At 66.7% G+C, this 16,091-nt stretch carries 13 protein-coding genes; 7 read left to right on the top strand and 6 right to left on the bottom strand.

From position 1 onward, the window contains the following. A partial coding sequence (locus tag VGK32_11265) for a TolC family protein (GenBank protein HEY3382340.1) occupies window positions 1-1,524 on the bottom strand: 1,524 nt, incomplete at its 3' end. Between the two features lie 208 nt (window positions 1,525-1,732). Between VGK32_11265 and VGK32_11260 the strand changes: the two genes are divergently transcribed. The 7 genes from VGK32_11260 (at window position 1,733) to rseP (ending at window position 9,952) form a co-directional block, all read left to right on the top strand. Then, complete coding sequence (locus VGK32_11260) at window positions 1,733-4,117, top strand: S9 family peptidase (protein ID HEY3382339.1); 2,385 nt, start codon at window positions 1,733-1,735, stop codon at window positions 4,115-4,117. 134 nt (window positions 4,118-4,251) lie between these two features. Then, window positions 4,252-4,842, top strand: a complete 591-nt coding sequence (pyrE, locus tag VGK32_11255) for an orotate phosphoribosyltransferase (protein ID HEY3382338.1) — start codon at window positions 4,252-4,254, stop codon at window positions 4,840-4,842. 24 nt (window positions 4,843-4,866) lie between these two features. After that, window positions 4,867-5,658, top strand: a complete 792-nt coding sequence (truA, locus tag VGK32_11250) for a tRNA pseudouridine(38-40) synthase TruA (protein HEY3382337.1) — start codon at window positions 4,867-4,869, stop codon at window positions 5,656-5,658. A 219-nt stretch (window positions 5,659-5,877) separates the two neighbouring features. Beyond that, entirely contained in the window at window positions 5,878-6,669 is a 792-nt protein-coding gene (locus VGK32_11245; protein HEY3382336.1) for an isoprenyl transferase, read from the top strand. A 5-nt stretch (window positions 6,670-6,674) separates the two neighbouring features. Next, window positions 6,675-7,460, top strand: coding sequence for a phosphatidate cytidylyltransferase (locus VGK32_11240; GenBank protein HEY3382335.1), 786 nt, complete (start codon window positions 6,675-6,677; stop codon window positions 7,458-7,460). Next, window positions 7,457-8,626, top strand: a complete 1,170-nt coding sequence (locus tag VGK32_11235; protein HEY3382334.1) for a 1-deoxy-D-xylulose-5-phosphate reductoisomerase — start codon at window positions 7,457-7,459, stop codon at window positions 8,624-8,626. The genes VGK32_11240 and VGK32_11235 overlap by 4 nt, the downstream gene beginning before the upstream one ends. Before the next feature lie 9 nt (window positions 8,627-8,635). After that, window positions 8,636-9,952 (top strand): RIP metalloprotease RseP, encoded by a 1,317-nt coding sequence (rseP, locus tag VGK32_11230; protein ID HEY3382333.1) that lies wholly within the window; start codon window positions 8,636-8,638, stop codon window positions 9,950-9,952. 75 nt (window positions 9,953-10,027) lie between these two features. Here the strand turns inward: rseP and VGK32_11225 are convergent, their stop codons facing one another. The 5 genes from VGK32_11225 to cobA form a co-directional block, all read right to left on the bottom strand. Further along, complete coding sequence (locus tag VGK32_11225) at window positions 10,028-10,543, bottom strand: N-acetyltransferase (GenBank protein HEY3382332.1); 516 nt, start codon at window positions 10,541-10,543, stop codon at window positions 10,028-10,030. A gap of 160 nt (window positions 10,544-10,703) precedes the next feature. After that, window positions 10,704-11,933 carry a flavodoxin-dependent (E)-4-hydroxy-3-methylbut-2-enyl-diphosphate synthase gene (ispG, locus tag VGK32_11220; protein HEY3382331.1) on the bottom strand — a complete coding sequence of 410 codons (1,230 nt, stop codon included), beginning with the start codon at window positions 11,931-11,933 and terminating at the stop codon, window positions 10,704-10,706. Between the two features lie 141 nt (window positions 11,934-12,074). Further along, the gene (gene hemL / locus VGK32_11215; protein HEY3382330.1) at window positions 12,075-13,376 is read right to left on the bottom strand and encodes a glutamate-1-semialdehyde 2,1-aminomutase; all 1,302 of its coding nucleotides are present in this window, start codon (window positions 13,374-13,376) and stop codon (window positions 12,075-12,077) included. Window positions 13,377-13,400: 24 nt separating this feature from the next. Next, window positions 13,401-14,399 carry a porphobilinogen synthase gene (gene hemB / locus VGK32_11210; protein ID HEY3382329.1) on the bottom strand — a complete coding sequence of 333 codons (999 nt, stop codon included), beginning with the start codon at window positions 14,397-14,399 and terminating at the stop codon, window positions 13,401-13,403. A 43-nt stretch (window positions 14,400-14,442) separates the two neighbouring features. Beyond that, window positions 14,443-16,005, bottom strand: a complete 1,563-nt coding sequence (gene cobA, locus VGK32_11205) for a uroporphyrinogen-III C-methyltransferase (GenBank protein HEY3382328.1) — start codon at window positions 16,003-16,005, stop codon at window positions 14,443-14,445. Between the last annotated feature and the right edge of the window lie 86 nt (window positions 16,006-16,091).

Below are 16,091 nucleotides of genomic sequence, written 5' to 3'. Positions count from 1 at the left end.
GTCCAGGACCGCCTGCAGTTCGGCGTTGCGGGCCGAGGCCAGGTCGCGCTGGGCCTGAATCACCTGGAAGTTGGTCGACATCCCGGCCTGGAACTTCTTCTGCTCGGCTTCCAGCTTTCTCTCGGCCAACTGGCGCGACGCCCGCGTGGCGTCGACGCGCTTGCGGTCGGTGTTCACCGTCCGGGCCACCTCACGCACCTGAGTGGTCACCTGGAGCTCGAGGCTTCGCATCTGCAGCTCTGTCTGGGAGCGGGCAACGCGGGCGCGCGCCAGGCCGGCTTCGGCGGCGCTGCGGCCGATTGGATAGCCGACGGTGACCGAGAACGACCAGTTGTGGAAGTCGTTGCTGAACATCTTCGACAACGTCGAGCCGTAGCCGTTTTCGATGACGCTGAGCGGCACCGGCGGGAAGTCGTTGCTGAACTTGATTTCCTTGCCGCCCTGGCCGGTCAGGCCATAGCCGCCCTGGACGTTGAGGTCTGGTAGCGTCTGATTCCTGTAGTAGCGGATGTTGATGTCGGTGGCCTCGAGGTTCTTCCGCATGTTGATGATGTCGGTGCGCTGGGCGAGCGCGTTCTTGACGGCCAGGTCGACGTCCACGGTCTGTGCCTGGAACGTCGGCTGGTCGGTCAGATCGAAGGTCATCGACCAGAACTCTGGGGTCTTCGGATCGAAGACGAGCTGGCGGAGACCATCCTCGGCCCGGGTGATGGCCGCTTCCGCGACGATGGCCGATTCCTCGTTGCGGGCCACCTCGGCCTCGGCCTCGATGATGTCGATCGGCGCCATCGTGCCGATCTGGACGCGCGACTTGTTGTTCCGCAGCGACTCGCGGGCGATGTCGAGCGACTGCTGCTGGACCTTCGCGTTCGCCACGGCGTACGCGAGATCCCAGTAGGCGTTCTTCACGCTGCGCACGGTCGCCAGCACGGTCTGGCGCAGTTGCACGTCGCTCATCTCGCGGTTCTTCTTGCTGATGAGCAACTGCTGGCGCGTGCTGTCGATCTTGAAGTTCCGCAGCAGCGGTTGCGTGTAGGACCCGCTCAGGCTCGCGGCGAGCGACGGGTTCGGGCTGTCGAACGCGCTGTTGGACTTGAAGCGGTTGCTGTTCCACGCCACGTTGTAGTTCGCGCCCCAGGGGAGGAGTTGATTGGCTGCGACGTTGGCCTGGAATCGATCACTGACCGCAGAATCCACCACGCCCGACAGGAAGCTGCTGGGCTGACTCGTCGAGCTCTGATTGGTGATCGTCGTACTGAGATTCGGCGTCCACGCCGTCCGAACCTGGGCGATGCTCAAATCCTGCAACTGGGGATCGATCCGTTGCACCTGCAGACTGAGATTCTGTTCGAGCGCGAGTTTCACGGCGTCGTTCACAGAGAGCCGGCGCGCCGCGGCGGCGGCCGGCGTGGCAGCCTGCCCCGTGGCAGGTGCCTGTCCGGTCTGCCCGAAAACGGACGCCGGGGCCAAGAAGGCGGCAAGCATGAGGGCACACGCGCTGAGGCGACGAAGCGTTTCTGACATGAAAGTGACTCCCATCCGCAGTTCCTGGCGTCCCGTCCGCCGGTGAGCACCATGGCGCCTCGGGACGCACGGCGCCCAAAGCGGGGCCAAGCCAATAGTAATAGACGATCAGCAGGCGTTCCGGGTTCTCGGACGCGACAGAATTGTATACTAGCGGCTCGCTTCAGTCGGAGGCCGACCGCCCGACGCTTCCTATCCGAGGTTTCTCATGACCCGAAAGACGCTGACCCTGTCCGTCCTGCTCCTGATCTCGGCGCCACTGTTGGCCATCGGTCCCGACCCCGCCACGCCCCACAAGCCGTTTGCTCTGACTGTGGACAGCATCATGCGCGGTCCGAAACTGGTGGGGTACCCGCCGAGCGGGCTGCGATGGTCTGGTGATTCGAAAGACCTGTTCTTCGAGTGGCGCCGGCCAGGCGACGAGGAGGCGGCCACCTATGTCGTCGGACGGGACGGCGGCGAGCCGAGAAGGCTGACGGACGAAGAACGCAAGAGCGCCCCACCAGCGGTCGGCGGTCAGTGGGACAAGGCCCATCGTCGCGTCGTGTTCGCCAGCGAGGGCGACATCGTGCTGCTCGACACCGTCGCCCGGAAGCGCCGCCTGATCACACGAACGTCCGCGGCCGAATCGAATCCCCGCTGGGCTCGCAGTGAGACCGCTGTGACCTTCGTCCGCGACGGCAACCTCTTCCTGGTGCCCCTCGAGACGGGTGCCATCGAGCAGGTGACCGACGCGCAGCCGAAGAAGCGCGAGACGCGCGACACCGACAGTCAGAAGTACCTCAAGGCCGAGGAACTGAAGCTGATCGAACACACCAGGCAGGACGTCGAGAAGAAGAAGAAGGACGAGGAGCGCCGGAAGAAGGACGCGCTCCCGATCTTCGAGACCCAGGAAGGGCAGACGGTCAACGACCTGTTGCTGTCGCCGGACGGCGAGCACGTGTTCCTCACGGTCTTTGAGCGCCCAACCGGCGCGAAGAACGCCGACACGCCCACGTACGTGACCGAGTCCGCCTACTCCGAGATGATTCCGGGCCGGACGGCCGTGGGTGACGCGCAGACGCGCCGCCGCCTGGCCGTGCTCAACCTGAAGACCGGCAAGAGCGTGTGGGCCGAGTCGTCGTTCGCGGGCAAGAAGACGTCGGTCCAGCCGTCTGCGCAGGGAGGCGAGAAGAAGGACACCGATCGGGACGTGAACTGGAGCACGCCGCTGCTCTCGACGGACGGCAAGCTGGCGCTGGCGTGGGTCCGCTCCGTCGACTTCAAGGACCGGTGGATCGTCGCCGTGGACCCCGACACCGGCAAGTCACGCGTCGTGGACGCCACGCACGACGACGCCTGGGTGCTCGACGGAGGAGGGTTCTTCGGCGGAGCGAACGCCGGATTCCTGGCCGACGACACGCGCATCTACTTCACCGCCGAGAAGGACGGCTGGATGCACCTGTACGTCGTCGATGCCACGCGGCCGGCCGCTGCCGCGACGCAACTGACGAAGGGGCGGTTCGAGGTCTCGGACGTGAGCTTGTCGCGCGACCGGAAGACGTTCTACTTCGCGTCGAGCGAACGGCACCCGGGCGAGCGCCACATGTGCACGATGCCGGTCGATGGCGGGGCGTGGACCGAGATCACCGCCCTGGTGGGGTCGAGCGCCGGCGAGGTCTCGCCCGACGATCAGATGATCGGGTTGGTCTACTCCTCCAGCACGAAACCGCCGGAGGTCTACCTCGCCGCCAACCGCAAGGGCGCCGAGGCGAAGAAGGTCACGACGACACCGACCGAGGAGTGGCGGTCGTTCGCGTGGATCGATCCGCAGGTGATCACGTTCAAGGCGCGCGACGGCGTCGAGGTCTACGCGCGGCTGTTCACCCCGGAGATGGTGGGCGCGAAGCGGGACCGGCTCAGACCCGGCGTCGTGTTCGTGCACGGGGCCGGCTACACGCAGAACGCGCACAAGTGGTGGTCGAGTTACTACCGCGAGTACATGTTCCACAACCTGCTGGCGAGCCTTGGGTACGTGGTGATGGATGTCGACTACCGGGCGAGCGCGGGGTACGGACGCGACTGGCGGACGGCGATCTACAGGCACATGGGCGGCAAGGACCTCGACGACATCGTCGATGCCGCGAGATACATGGCGGCGGCGCAGAAGGTGGATCCGACACGGATCGGCGTCTACGGGGGCAGCTACGGCGGGTTCATCACCCTGATGGCGATGTTCACGGCGCCGGGGACCTTCGCGGCCGGTGCGGCCCTGCGTCCGGTCACTGACTGGGCGCACTACAACCACGGCTACACCGCGAGCATTCTCAACCAGCCGCAGGACGACCCGGAGTCGTATCGCAAGAGCTCGCCCATCTACTACGCCGAGGGGCTGAAGGGCGCCCTGTTGATCTGTCACGGCGTTGTCGACACGAACGTGCACTTCCAGGATTCCGTCCGCCTCGCGCAGCGGTTGATCGAGCTTCGCAAGAACAACTGGGAGCTGGCGCTGTTCCCGGTCGAGAACCATGGCTTCGAGGAGGAAACGAGCTGGGTCGACGAGTACAAGCGGATCCTGAAGCTGTTCGACGCGAATCTGCGATCGAAGCGCTGAAGGAGCGACGGCGGCGCGTCCGGGCTTGACAAAGCCTCATCTCTCGTCGAACGATTAGCGATCCCGGCAGAGACCGAACGCCCCGGAAGGGAAATCGCCCCTGCGCGAGGCCTGTCTGCCGCTGGAGTGCATTCATGAACCGTGACGATCTGCTCGACCTGTTCCGTCGCTGCTCCGCGCTGCTCGAAGGCCATTTCCGCCTGTCGTCGGGGCTTCACAGCCCGGGCTATCTTCAGTGCGCGCTCGTGTTGCAGCATCCACAGCATGCGGCGACGCTCGGTGCCGCACTGGCCGATCACGTCCGGGAGTTGCGCCCCGCGACCGTCCTGTCGCCGGCGCTCGGCGGGTTGATCATCGCCCACGAGGTGGCGCGAGCGCTCGGGGCGCGTGCCATATTCGCGGAACGCGAGGACGGGGCACTTCGGCTCCGTCGCGGATTCAGCTTCACGGAGGCCGAACGCGTCGTCGTCGTCGAAGACGTGGTGACCACCGGTGGCTCCACCCGCGAGACGATTCAGGTGGCCACGGCAGCGGGCGCCCAGGTGATGGCAGCCACCTCGATCGTGGACCGCAGCGGGCGGACCGCCAGGCTGGATGTGCCGCTGTTCTCGCTCCTGGAGCTGTCCCTTCCAACATACGATCCGAGCGCGTGCCCATTGTGCGCGCAGGGTGTGCCCATCTCGAAGCCGGGATCGCGCCAGATGTCGGTGCCGCACCAAGCGTAGGGTCGCGACGAAGGCCGGAGCCGCATGACCCGTACCCTGAAGCTCGTGCTCGCCTACGACGGAACCTCGCTCGTGGGATGGCAACGACAGGCAGAGGGTCTGTCCGTCCAGTTCCTCCTCGAGGCGGGCCTGGCCGCCATCGAGGGCGCACCGGTCACCGTGGTTGGTGCGGGACGAACCGATGCCGGCGTGCACGCGCTCGGGCAGGTGGCCAGCTGCCGGCTGGAGCATCCGATTCCGGCCGAGACGCTGCGTCGCGCCCTCAACGCCAGGCTGCCCGGCGAAGTCCGGGTCCTGGACGTCGAATCGATGCCCGAGACCTTCCATGCGCGGTACTCGGCACTGCGCAAGACCTACCGGTATCTCGTCCTCAACGCCGGGATCGTGCCGCCCTTCGTCGGGCGTTACGTCTGGCACGTCCCCTCGGTGCTCGACGTGTCCCGCATGGCCGAAGCTGCCCGCCTGCTCGAAGGTGCTCACGACTTTGCCGCCCTTCAGGGTGCGGGCAGTGCCGTCAAGAACACCACGCGCGAGCTGGCCGGCGTTTCGGTGAGCCAGACCAACGTGGGGCGGGTGTTCGGTGAGGCCCTGGCCGGCGGGGAGTCGATGGGCGCGGCACGTGTCGTGGTGTTCGAAATGACGGGAAACGGGTTCCTGCGCCACATGGTGCGCAACGCCGTTGGCAGCCTGGTCGAGATCGGCCACGGCCACCGCGAGCCCGCCTGGCTGGGCGAGGTTCTCCGCTCGAGAGACCGTACGCTCGCCGGCCCGACCGCGCCGGCCGCCGGCCTGTTCCTGGTCCGCGTCGACTACTGAGAGCCACCGCGCAAGTTTCTCGACCGCCGCGGATTTCCCGGTTTCGCCGTGTATTCTCCGCTCTGCGCTCTGCATTCTCCGCTTCTCTCTCCGGTGGGAGTCGCGAAGCTCTGTCTCCCGCTCTTCATCTCTCGGCTGCCAAGTTCCGCCGGCAAGGGCACCTCGCTTGCCCCGCCCGGGGGCAGCCTGTAAGATCAGGTGTTGGCCCAGCAGGCTGGTATGTCCCTCGAACAGGTTCTGGCGTGGGTTTCGCCCGGCTCGCCCGAAGAGGCGCTCGTGCGGCAGGTTGATTTCGCCCGCATGCCTGCCCACATCGCCATCATCATGGACGGCAACGGGCGATGGGCTGCCAAGCGCCACCAGCCGAGGGTCGAGGGGCACCGGGCGGGCATCGATGCCGTGCGTGATGTCGTCGAGACGTCGGCGCGCCTCGGCGTACCGGTGCTGACCCTCTATGCGTTCTCGGTCGAGAACTGGAAACGGCCGCGGTCGGAGGTGTCCACGCTGATGACGCTCCTCAAGCACTACGTGCGCCTGGAGCTGAACACCCTCCTGCAGAACAACATCCGTTTCATGGTCATTGGACGGCCCGAGGCGCTCGATGCCGACGTCCGGCAGGAACTGTCGGACGCGGCGAAACGGACGGCCGGCAACGCCGGGATGCAATTCAACATCGCGCTGAACTACGGCGGGCGCGCCGAGATCGTGGACGCGGTGCGTCGCGTGATCGAGAGCGGTGTGCAGGCTGCCGAACTCGACGAGGCGCGATTCGGCCAGTTCCTCTACACCGCCGGCCAGCCCGATCCCGACCTGCTCATCCGGACGAGCGGCGAAATGCGCGTCAGCAACTTCCTGCTCTGGCAGATTGCCTACTCGGAGATCTGGGTCACCGACACGTTCTGGCCGGATTTCCGGTGCCGTCACCTGCTCGAGGCGATCGTCGCGTATCAGAAGCGCGATCGCCGCTATGGCGGCATCCAGCCGGGCCGCCAGACGATAGGGGCGAAATAGCCCGCATGCTGCTCCGTATCTGCTCCGCTCTGGTTCTCATTCCGATCTTCTTCAGCTGCATCTGGTTCCTCGGACCGGTGCCGCTCCTCCTCGTGGCGGAGGCCGTCCTGGTGCTGGCGTTCATCGAGTACGCCCGTCTCGCGGCCGCGCTGGGCGCCCGGTTGTCGAGCGTCGTGTCGGGGGCTGCCGCGGCTGCGGTCTGTGCCGCGGTCGCGCTCGACCTGCCGCTCGACCTGCCGCTGGCTGCCGCGCTGGTGGCGATCGGTTCGGTGGCCGTCGGCGCGCGCGTTCCGGGCAAGGGCGTGCTCAACGACGTGGCCGCGGCCGCGTTTCCGATGCTGTACCTGGGACTCCCCCTGGGCTGCTTCGTCGCCCTGCACGCGAGCGCGGGACGCAAGGCCGTGCTCCTGCTCCTCCTCACCGTCATCGTCAGCGACTCGGGCCAGTACTTCGCGGGCCGGCTGTTCGGCCGTCACAAGCTGTCGCCGGTGATCAGCCCGAAGAAGACCCTGGAGGGCGCGGTGGGCGGGTTCGTCCTGGCGCCGGTCGTCCTGGCGTGGCTCGGTCGCTGGTGGTTGCCGCAGATCTCGACCGAGCGCCTGCTGCTCTTCGGCGTGGCCATTGTCGGCCTCGGCATCGCCGGCGATCTCTTCGAATCGCTGCTCAAGAGAAGCGCCGGCATCAAGGACAGCTCGACGCTCATTCCAGGGCACGGCGGCGTGCTCGATCGCATCGACGCCCTGCTGTTCACCGTGCCGGCATTCCACGTGTTCCTGAAGTACTCGCTGTGAGACGCATCGTCATCCTCGGTTCCACCGGGTCGATCGGGCGAAGCGCGCTCTCCGTGGTGCAGGCGCACCGCGAACGGCTCGAGGTCGTTGGCCTTGCCGCGGGTGGCAACGTGTCGCTCTTCGGCGAACAGGTCGAGGAGTTCCGTCCGCGGGCGATTGCGCTCGGGAGCGCCCCGGCGCTCGATGCGGTGGTGCGCGGCTTCGGAACGTGGCGGCCAGAGGTGCTCGGCCACGGATCCGAGGGACTGGTCGCGCTGGCGACCGATCCCGATGCGGAGCTCGTCCTGTGCGCCTCATCCGGCACCGCTGCGCTCGAAGCTGTGCTCGCGGCGATCGAGGCGGGCAAGACGATCGCTCTGGCCAACAAGGAAGTCCTGGTGATGGCCGGGGGCCTGATGACCCACGCCGCGCGGCGTCGCGGGGTGGCCATCCTGCCGGTCGACAGCGAGCACAACGCCATTCACCAGTGCCTGACCGGGCGACCGCCTCACGAGGTGAAGCGCCTGATCCTGACCGCGTCGGGAGGGCCATTCCGCGGCCAGTCTCCCGCCGAACTGCACGCCGTCGGTCCCGACGACGCCCTTCGTCACCCGACGTGGCAGATGGGACGGAAGATCACGATCGATTCGGCCACGCTGATGAACAAGGGCCTCGAGGTCATCGAGGCCCACTGGCTCTTCGGTGTCGCGGCCGACAACATCGACGTCGTCGTCCATCCACAGTCGGTCGTGCACTCGATGGTAGAGTTGGTGGACGGATCGATCCTGGCTCAGCTCGGCGTGACGGACATGAGGCTGCCGATTCAGTACGCCTTTTCCTACCCCGAGCGCTGGCCATCACCGCTCCCTCCGCTCGACCTGGCACGGTGCGGCCGGCTCGACTTTCACCTGCCGGACCATGACAGCTTTCCGTGCCTCGGCCTCGCCTACGAGGCTCTGCGGGCAGGCGACGGCCTGCCGGTCGTGCTGAACGCGGCCAACGAGATCGCCGTGGACAGGTTCCTGGCGGGGCGACTCAACTTCACTGCCATCCCGGTACTCATCGAGCGCGCGATGGCCGCGCACCGCCGCCAGGCTGTCGCGACGCTGGCCGACGTTCGGCGGGTGGACCTGTGGGCGCGCGGCTGTTCTCTGGAACTGGCTCGCGATTTAGAATTGGAAGTCTGAGGGTTTTCCTTGGTCACATTACTTTCGTTCATCTTCGTGCTCGGCGTGCTGATCTTCGTCCACGAACTGGGCCACTTCCTGATGGCCCGGCGGATCGGCGTCCGCGTGCTGACGTTCTCCCTCGGCTTCGGGCCGAAGCTCTTCGGCTTCCGCCGCGGCGACACCGACTACTGCATCAGCGCCGTCCCGCTTGGCGGCTACGTCAAGATGGCCGGCGAGACGCCGGACGATCCCCGCACGGGCAACGACGACGAGTTCCTGTCGAAGACGAAGTGGCAGCGCTTCCAGGTGCTCATCATGGGCCCGGTGATGAACATCCTGCTGGCAGTGGTGCTCATGTGGGTCGTGCTGCTGCAGGGGGCGCAGATCCCGGCGTTCCTCGAGCGGGTGCCGATCGTCGGCGACGTGATCGCCTCGTCTCCCGCCGAGCGGGGCGGCATCAAGCCGGGCGACCGGATCGTCCGCGTGGCCGGGCGCACGGTGAGCAACTGGGAGCAGTTGTCGATGGCGGTCGGCACGAAGGCCGGCCGTGATGTCCCGATCGAGATCGTGCGTGACGGCCAGACCGTGACCGTCCACGTTGTTCCCGACGCCCAGACGAAGTACGAGATAGGCGACATCGGCGTCTATCCCCTGACGCACCCGCGGATAGGGAAAGTCGTCCCCGGCGACCCCGCCGAGAAGGCCGGCCTGAAGGGCGGCGACATCGTCTTGTCGGTCAACGGCAAGACGACGACGTTCGGGTATCAGCTCACCGAAGCCATCGCCAAGCACCCGCAGCAGGTCATCACGCTCGCGGTCGAGCGCGCCGGGGCGCGGCAGGAAATTGCGGTGACGCCCGCCCTGCGGGGAAAGAGGGGGTGGATTGGCGTGACCATCGGCGACGAGCTGAAGCTCATCCACCCCGGGCCCGTGCAGGCCATGACGATGAGCGTGCAAAAGAACTACGAGTTCGGGGGCCTGATCTTCCAGACACTCGTCGGTCTGATCACGCGCGAGACGTCACCGAAGCAGTTGATGGGGCCTGTGGCGATTGCCCAGCTGTCGGGAGAGTCGGCCGCGCTCGGGTGGATGGCGCTCTTCAGCCTGATGGCCTCGATCAGCCTGAACCTCGGGATCCTGAACCTGCTTCCGATTCCGGTGCTCGACGGTGGCCACATCTTCATCATGGCCCTCGAAGGCCTGGCGCGGCGCGACTTCAGCGCCAAGGTCAAGGAGAACATGCTCCTGGCCGGCTTCGCCCTGTTGATGGTCCTGATGGTGACCGTGATCTACAACGACCTCACCCGCATCCAGTGGGTCCAGAGACTGATGTTCTGGAGGTGAACGCGCTCGCGGGGCGGGCGCGGAGCACAGGATCGCCTCGGGGTCCGCGTTCGCGTGGAACGCCGGGTTCGGCCTTCACACCGCCTGGTCGAACTCGTCCCGGTATCTGGCCGTGCCAGATACGCCCGACATGGCCGGCGTATCGAGAACCAATACCATGAACGCGTCGTCCGGGACCCCGGCCCACTGACAAGAGAGGCCGTGGCGTGACGCCGGCATGAACCCAAAGCGCGGGTAGTACTTCGGGTGGCCGAGCACGACGATGAACGGGCAGTTCCGTTCGCGTACTGCGTCGATTCCGGCGTGGACCAGCCTGGTGCCGATCCCCTCACGCTGCCGGTTCGGCAGCACCGCCATGGGTGCAAGCCCCATGCCTCCGGCGACCGCGTGCCCACCAGAGACGGAGACGGCACTGAAGAAGATGTGGCCCAGAACCTGGTCATCTTCCACGGCCACAATGGAGATCGCTTCCGGACATGCGTTGCGGAGCACGTCCACGATGATCGCCTCGGTTGGCTGGCCGAAGGCCGCCTCGTTGACCGCGCGTACTGCGGCGATGTCTCCGGGCTGTTCCAATCGTATGGAAATCATCTCGCTTCGCTCGAACCGAGGCCGCTGCCTCTGAAACGACAACCGTCTCCTTGTCGATCATCTTCCTCGATCGAACGGATTGGCATCAGCGCTCCGCCACCACCGTCGTGGACGAGCAGGGCCGGTCGACGCCACTGTCGTCGTTGGTTGCCGGTGCCGATCAGCGGGCCGCGTTCCGCCTGGGGTATCTCGTCTCGACGTAGTCGTCCACGAGCTTCCTGAAGGCCGCAGACAGCTCGTCGTAGGTCCCGCGCAGTGTCGTGAAGTGCTTGCCGTCCACGTAAACGGGGCAGTGGGGTGCTTCGCCCGTGCCGGGCAGGCTGATCCCGATGTTGGCGGCCTTCGACTCGCCGGGGCCGTTCACCACGCATCCCATCACTGCCAGCGTCATCGATTCGACGCCCTCGTAGCGGGTCTGCCAGCCGGGCATCTGGTCTCGCACGTAGTCCTGGATCCGTTCGGCGAGCTCCTGGAACGTGGTGCTCGTCGTCCGGCCGCAGCCCGGACAGGCCGTGACGCTCGGCGCAAACGCCCTCAGGCCGAGCGCCTGCAGCAGCTCGCAGGCCGCGTAGACCTCCTCGCGCCGGTCGCCTCCCGGCCGCGGGGTCAGCGACACACGAATCGTATCGCCGATTCCCTCGTTGAGCAGCACGGCCATGGCCGACGCGGACCACACGAGGCCTTTGACGCCCATCCCGGCCTCGGTGAGGCCGAGGTGGAGCGGTTGGTCGGTTCGTTTCGCAAGATCACGATAGACGGCGATGAGGTGCTGCGGACGGGAGACCTTGCACGAGATGATGATCTGGTCTTTGCGCAGGCCCGACTCGAGCGCGAGATCGGTTGACTCGAGGGCCGACAGCACCATGCAGTCGTTGAGGACCTCCTCCGACGTGAGCCCGAGATTGCCGTCGGTGTTCTCCTGCATCCGCCGCATCACCAGTTCCTGGTTCAGCGACCCGCCGTTCACGCCAATGCGAACGGGCTTGCCCTCGGCCGCGGCGATCCTGCAAATCGTGGCGAACTGCTCGTCCCGGCGTTTACCCGAGCCGACGTTGCCAGGATTGATGCGGTACTTGTCGAGTGCTCGCGCGCAGTCCGGGTACCGCGCGAGCAGGAGGTGGCCGTTGTAGTGGAAGTCGCCGATGAGCGGGGCGGTGCACCCGGCATCGAGCAGCCGTTGCTTGATCTCGGGAACGGCCGCGGCCGAATCGGGGACGTTGACCGTCACCCGCAGCATCTCGGAGCCGGCCCGGGCAAGCTCGATGCACTGGCGGACCGTGGACTCGATGTCCGCCGTGTCCGTATTGCACATCGACTGGACGATCACCGGTGCGCGCCCGCCCACCAGGACGCTCCCCACCCGAACCCCGACGGTCTGATGACGCGCCATGGCCATGATCATAACAGCAGGCAGGAGTGGACGCGGCATGGCTGAAGCGATGCCGCGTCGGATGAGCGACGGCTCCGGTGCCGGTTGGAATCTCCGAGCGGGGGCGGGCCAACCGTGTCCGCCCAGACGAGGTTTCGACGATCAGCTGACCTCGGCAGCCTCCTGCATCGCGTCCTTCGCCGCGCGAATCGTCTTCTTCACGTCCGCTTCGGTGTGGGCGGCCGACAGGAACCAGGCCTCGAACTGCGAGGGCGGCGGATAGATGCCGCGGGCGAGCATGCCGCGGAAGAAGGCGGCGTATTGCATGCAGTTGGACTGGAGCGCCGAGTGGTAGTCGCGCACCGGCGCGCTGGTGAAGAAAGGCGTCAGCACCGACCCGACCGCGTTCACCTGGAGCGCGACGCCAGCACCGCGCGCCGCGTCAGCGAAACCGGTTGCGAGCATCGCTCCGAGACGCGCCATACGCTTGTAGAGATCCTTCGAGAGACCCGTCAGTGCCCACAATCCCGCGGCCATTGCGAGCGGGTTGCCAGACAGCGTGCCCGCCTGGTAGACGGGACCTGCCGGCGACACGTACTCCATCAGGTCGGCGCGCCCGCCGTACGCGCCCACGGGCAGGCCGCCGCCGATGATCTTGCCGAGGCACGTGAGATCCGGCTTCACCTTCCACACGTGCTGAGCGCCGCCCGCCGAGACGCGAAAGCCCGAGATGACCTCGTCGAGAATCAGCAGCATGCCGTATCGATCGCACAGATCGCGGAGCCCCGGGAGGAATCCGTCGATCGGCGGCACCACCCCCATGTTCCCGGCGAGCGGTTCGACGATTACCGCGGCGATCTGGTGCCGGTTCGCGTCGCACAGGCGTTCGCACGAGGCGAGGTCGTTGTACCTGGCGAGCAGGGTGTGCTGCACGGCCTTGCGCGGTACGCCGGGACTGGTCGGCGCGCCGAGCGTCGTGGCGCCCGATCCGGCTTTCACCAGGAACGGGTCCGCGTGGCCGTGGTAACACCCTTCGAACTTGATGATGCGGTCGCGGCCGGTCGCCGCCCGCGCCAGCCGGACGGCGCTCATCGTCGCCTCGGTGCCCGAGTTGACGAAGCGGACGCGCTCGACCGACGGCATCAGCGCCCGAACCTTCTCGCCGAGGCGGACCTCGGCTTCCGTCGGCGCGCCGTAACTGGTCCCCTTCCGGGCAGCGAGGTCGAGCACCTTCACCAGCCCCCTCGGCGCGTGGCCGTGAATCAGCGGCCCCCACGACATGACGTAGTCGATGTAGGCATTGCCGTCGACATCGACGAGCCGTGCCCCTTTCGCCGACTCGATGAACAACGGGTCTCCGCCGACGGCCTTGAACGCGCGAACCGGGCTATCGACGCCACCGGGCAGGATCTTCTGCGCCCGGATGAACAACTTGGCGGACTTGGACCAGCGTGGTGTCTTCATGGCTATGGCAGCAGGCCCTCGCGGTCAGCCGCGCAGGGCACGCGCGGCTTCGCGCGCGAAGTAGGTGATGATGATGTCGGCACCGGCACGGCGAATCGCCGTCAGCATCTCCATCATCGCGCGGGGCCCGTCGATCCAGCCGTTCTGGGCCGCCGCCTTGAGCATCGAATACTCGCCGCTCACGTTGTAGGCGGCGGTCGGGTAGCCGAATTCCGCCTTCACGCGGGTGATGACGTCGAGATAGGGCAGCGCCGGCTTGACCATGATCATGTCGGCGCCCTCGTCGATGTCCTCCGCCACTTCGCGGATCGCTTCCTCGACGTTGGCCGGGTCCATCTGGTGGGTGCGCCGATCGCCGAACTTCGGTGCCGAGTCGGCGGCGTCGCGGAAGGGACCGTAGAACGCCGAGCAGTATTTCGCGGCGTACGACAGGATGGCCACGTTCTGGAACCCGCGCTCGTCGAGTGCCCGTCGGATGGCTCCGATGCGTCCGTCCATCATGTCGGACGGCGCCACGATGTCGGCCCCGGCCTCGGCGTGCGAGACCGCGGTGCGAACGAGTTGCGCCACGCTCTGATCGTTCTCGATCTCGTCGCCCACGACGATGCCGCAATGGCCGTGCGACGTGTACTCGCAGAGACAGACGTCCGTGATTACCAGGATGTCCCGGCTCGCCGCCTTGATCGCGCGGACGGCGGCCTGCACAGGTGCCTGCTCGTCGTACGCGGCCGAGCCGACCTCGTCCTTGTACGCCGGCAGCCCGAACAGCAGCACGGCCGAGACGCCGTCCGTCTTCGCAGCCAGCGCTTCCTTGACGGCTTCGTCCACCGACAGGTTGAAGATACCGGGCATCGAGGACACTTCCCGGCGCACGCCGGTGCCCTCGCAGACGAACAACGGATACACGAACATGTCGGCCGATAGCCGCGTCTCACGAACGAGCGCGCGCAGGGCCGGCGAACGTCGCAGGCGACGCCCGCGGCGGATCAGATCGAGACGAGTATCGGTCTCGGACGTGGACATGGCTTGCCTCACTGACGATGTGTTGTGACGAGACGATCCGGCCCTACGGCTGGGAAGCCGCCGGCTGCCGGTTGCCGGCCTTCTCGAAGTGCTCGACGATGGCCCGGACGAGACCGGGGATGGTGTACTCACTTGGCATGATGGAGGTCCGGATACCGCATTGCTGCGCCGCTTCCGCCGTGACTGGTCCAATCGACGCGATCGCGACGGGCGCCAACAGGTCGGCTACCGGCTCGACGCCGTACAGCTTCACGAAGTTCCGGACCGTCGACGCGCTCGTGAACGTGAGGACATCGACCTTCCGGTCCAGCAGCATCCGGTAGATGTCCGGTTCGCTCTCGCGATCCGGCTCCACCGATACTGTGCGATAGGCGGTGACCTCGTTCACGATCGCGCCCGAGCGACGCAGTTCCACGGCCAGCAGTTCGCGGGCGATGTCGGCGCGCGGAAGCAGGAACTTCTTGCCCTCGAGGCTGCCGGTCGCACGCATGGCCTCGACCACCGCCTCGGCCCGGTACTCTGGAGGCACCAGGTCGACTCGCAGACAGTGCTTGGCGAGACGCTCGGCGGTGCCCGGTCCAATCGCACAGATGCGCACGCCGGCCAGCGAGCGTGCGTCCCCGATTCCCGTGTTCATCCGCTGGAAGAAGTAATCCACGCCGTTGGCGCTGGTGAACACCACCCAGTCGTACTCCCCCACCGTGGCGCACGCCTCGTCGAGCGGCGCGAAGTCGTCCGGCGGCACGATCCGAATGGTCGGCGCTTCGACGACCGACGCGCCGAGTTGCTCGAGCGCGTCCACCAACTCGGCGGCCTGTTCTTTCGGACGGGTGACGACCACGCGCTTGCCGAACAGCGGGCGGTCATCGAACCACCGGAGATGCTCGCGCAGGGCCGTGACGCGGCCGACGATCAGCATGGCCGGGTTACGGTACTTCGGCTGGCGCGCGAGCTCGGCAAGCTCGCCGAGCGTCGCCTGGATGGTTTCCTGCTCGGGCATGGTGCCGTTGAACACCAGCGCCGCGGCGTCACCGTCGGACCACCCGTGCGCGAGCATCGCGGAGAGGATGCCGGGCAGTTGTTTCGGCCCTGAGTAGCAGACGACCGTTCCGCCGAGCTTGCCGAGGCTGGCCCAATCGACGTGCGGCTTCTTCGAGTGTTCGTTCTCATGGCCGCGGACGAACGTGACCGTATCGCCCCCGCCAGGGTACGTGATGGGAATGCCGGCGTACGCCGGGACGCCGATCGCGGCTGGGATGCCCGGGACCACCTCGAAGCGGACGCCGTGTTCGTGCAGGAACAGCGCTTCCTCGCCGCCCCGGTCGAACACGAACGGATCGCCCCACTTCAATCGCGCGACGACCTTGCCCTCCTGTGCCTTGTCGGCGAGCAGGTAGCAGATGGCTTCCTGCTCGAGCGGTTCGGGCGCCGCCGGGCCCACGTCGATCTTCTCGACCTCGGGTCGTGTGTGGCGCAGCAGGCGTTCATGTACCAGGTGATCGTAGATGATGACGTCTGCCAGATTGAGGCAGCGCAATCCGCGGACGCTGATGAGCCACGGATCTCCCGGACCGGCTCCGATGATGTAGACGATCGGCTTCTTCATAAAGGGCTCTCGCAGCCCGTGGTGAAAGTCCCGCCGGCATTCGGCCGACGCTGCATCCCACCCGGCTGCGTTGCTCCTCCCTCGAA

The organism is Vicinamibacterales bacterium, assembly GCA_036504215.1.
GTDB lineage: Bacteria > Acidobacteriota > Vicinamibacteria > Vicinamibacterales > Fen-181 > FEN-299.
Note: the sequence above shows the minus strand (reverse complement) of the source record. Positions and strands in the feature narration are given on the sequence as shown.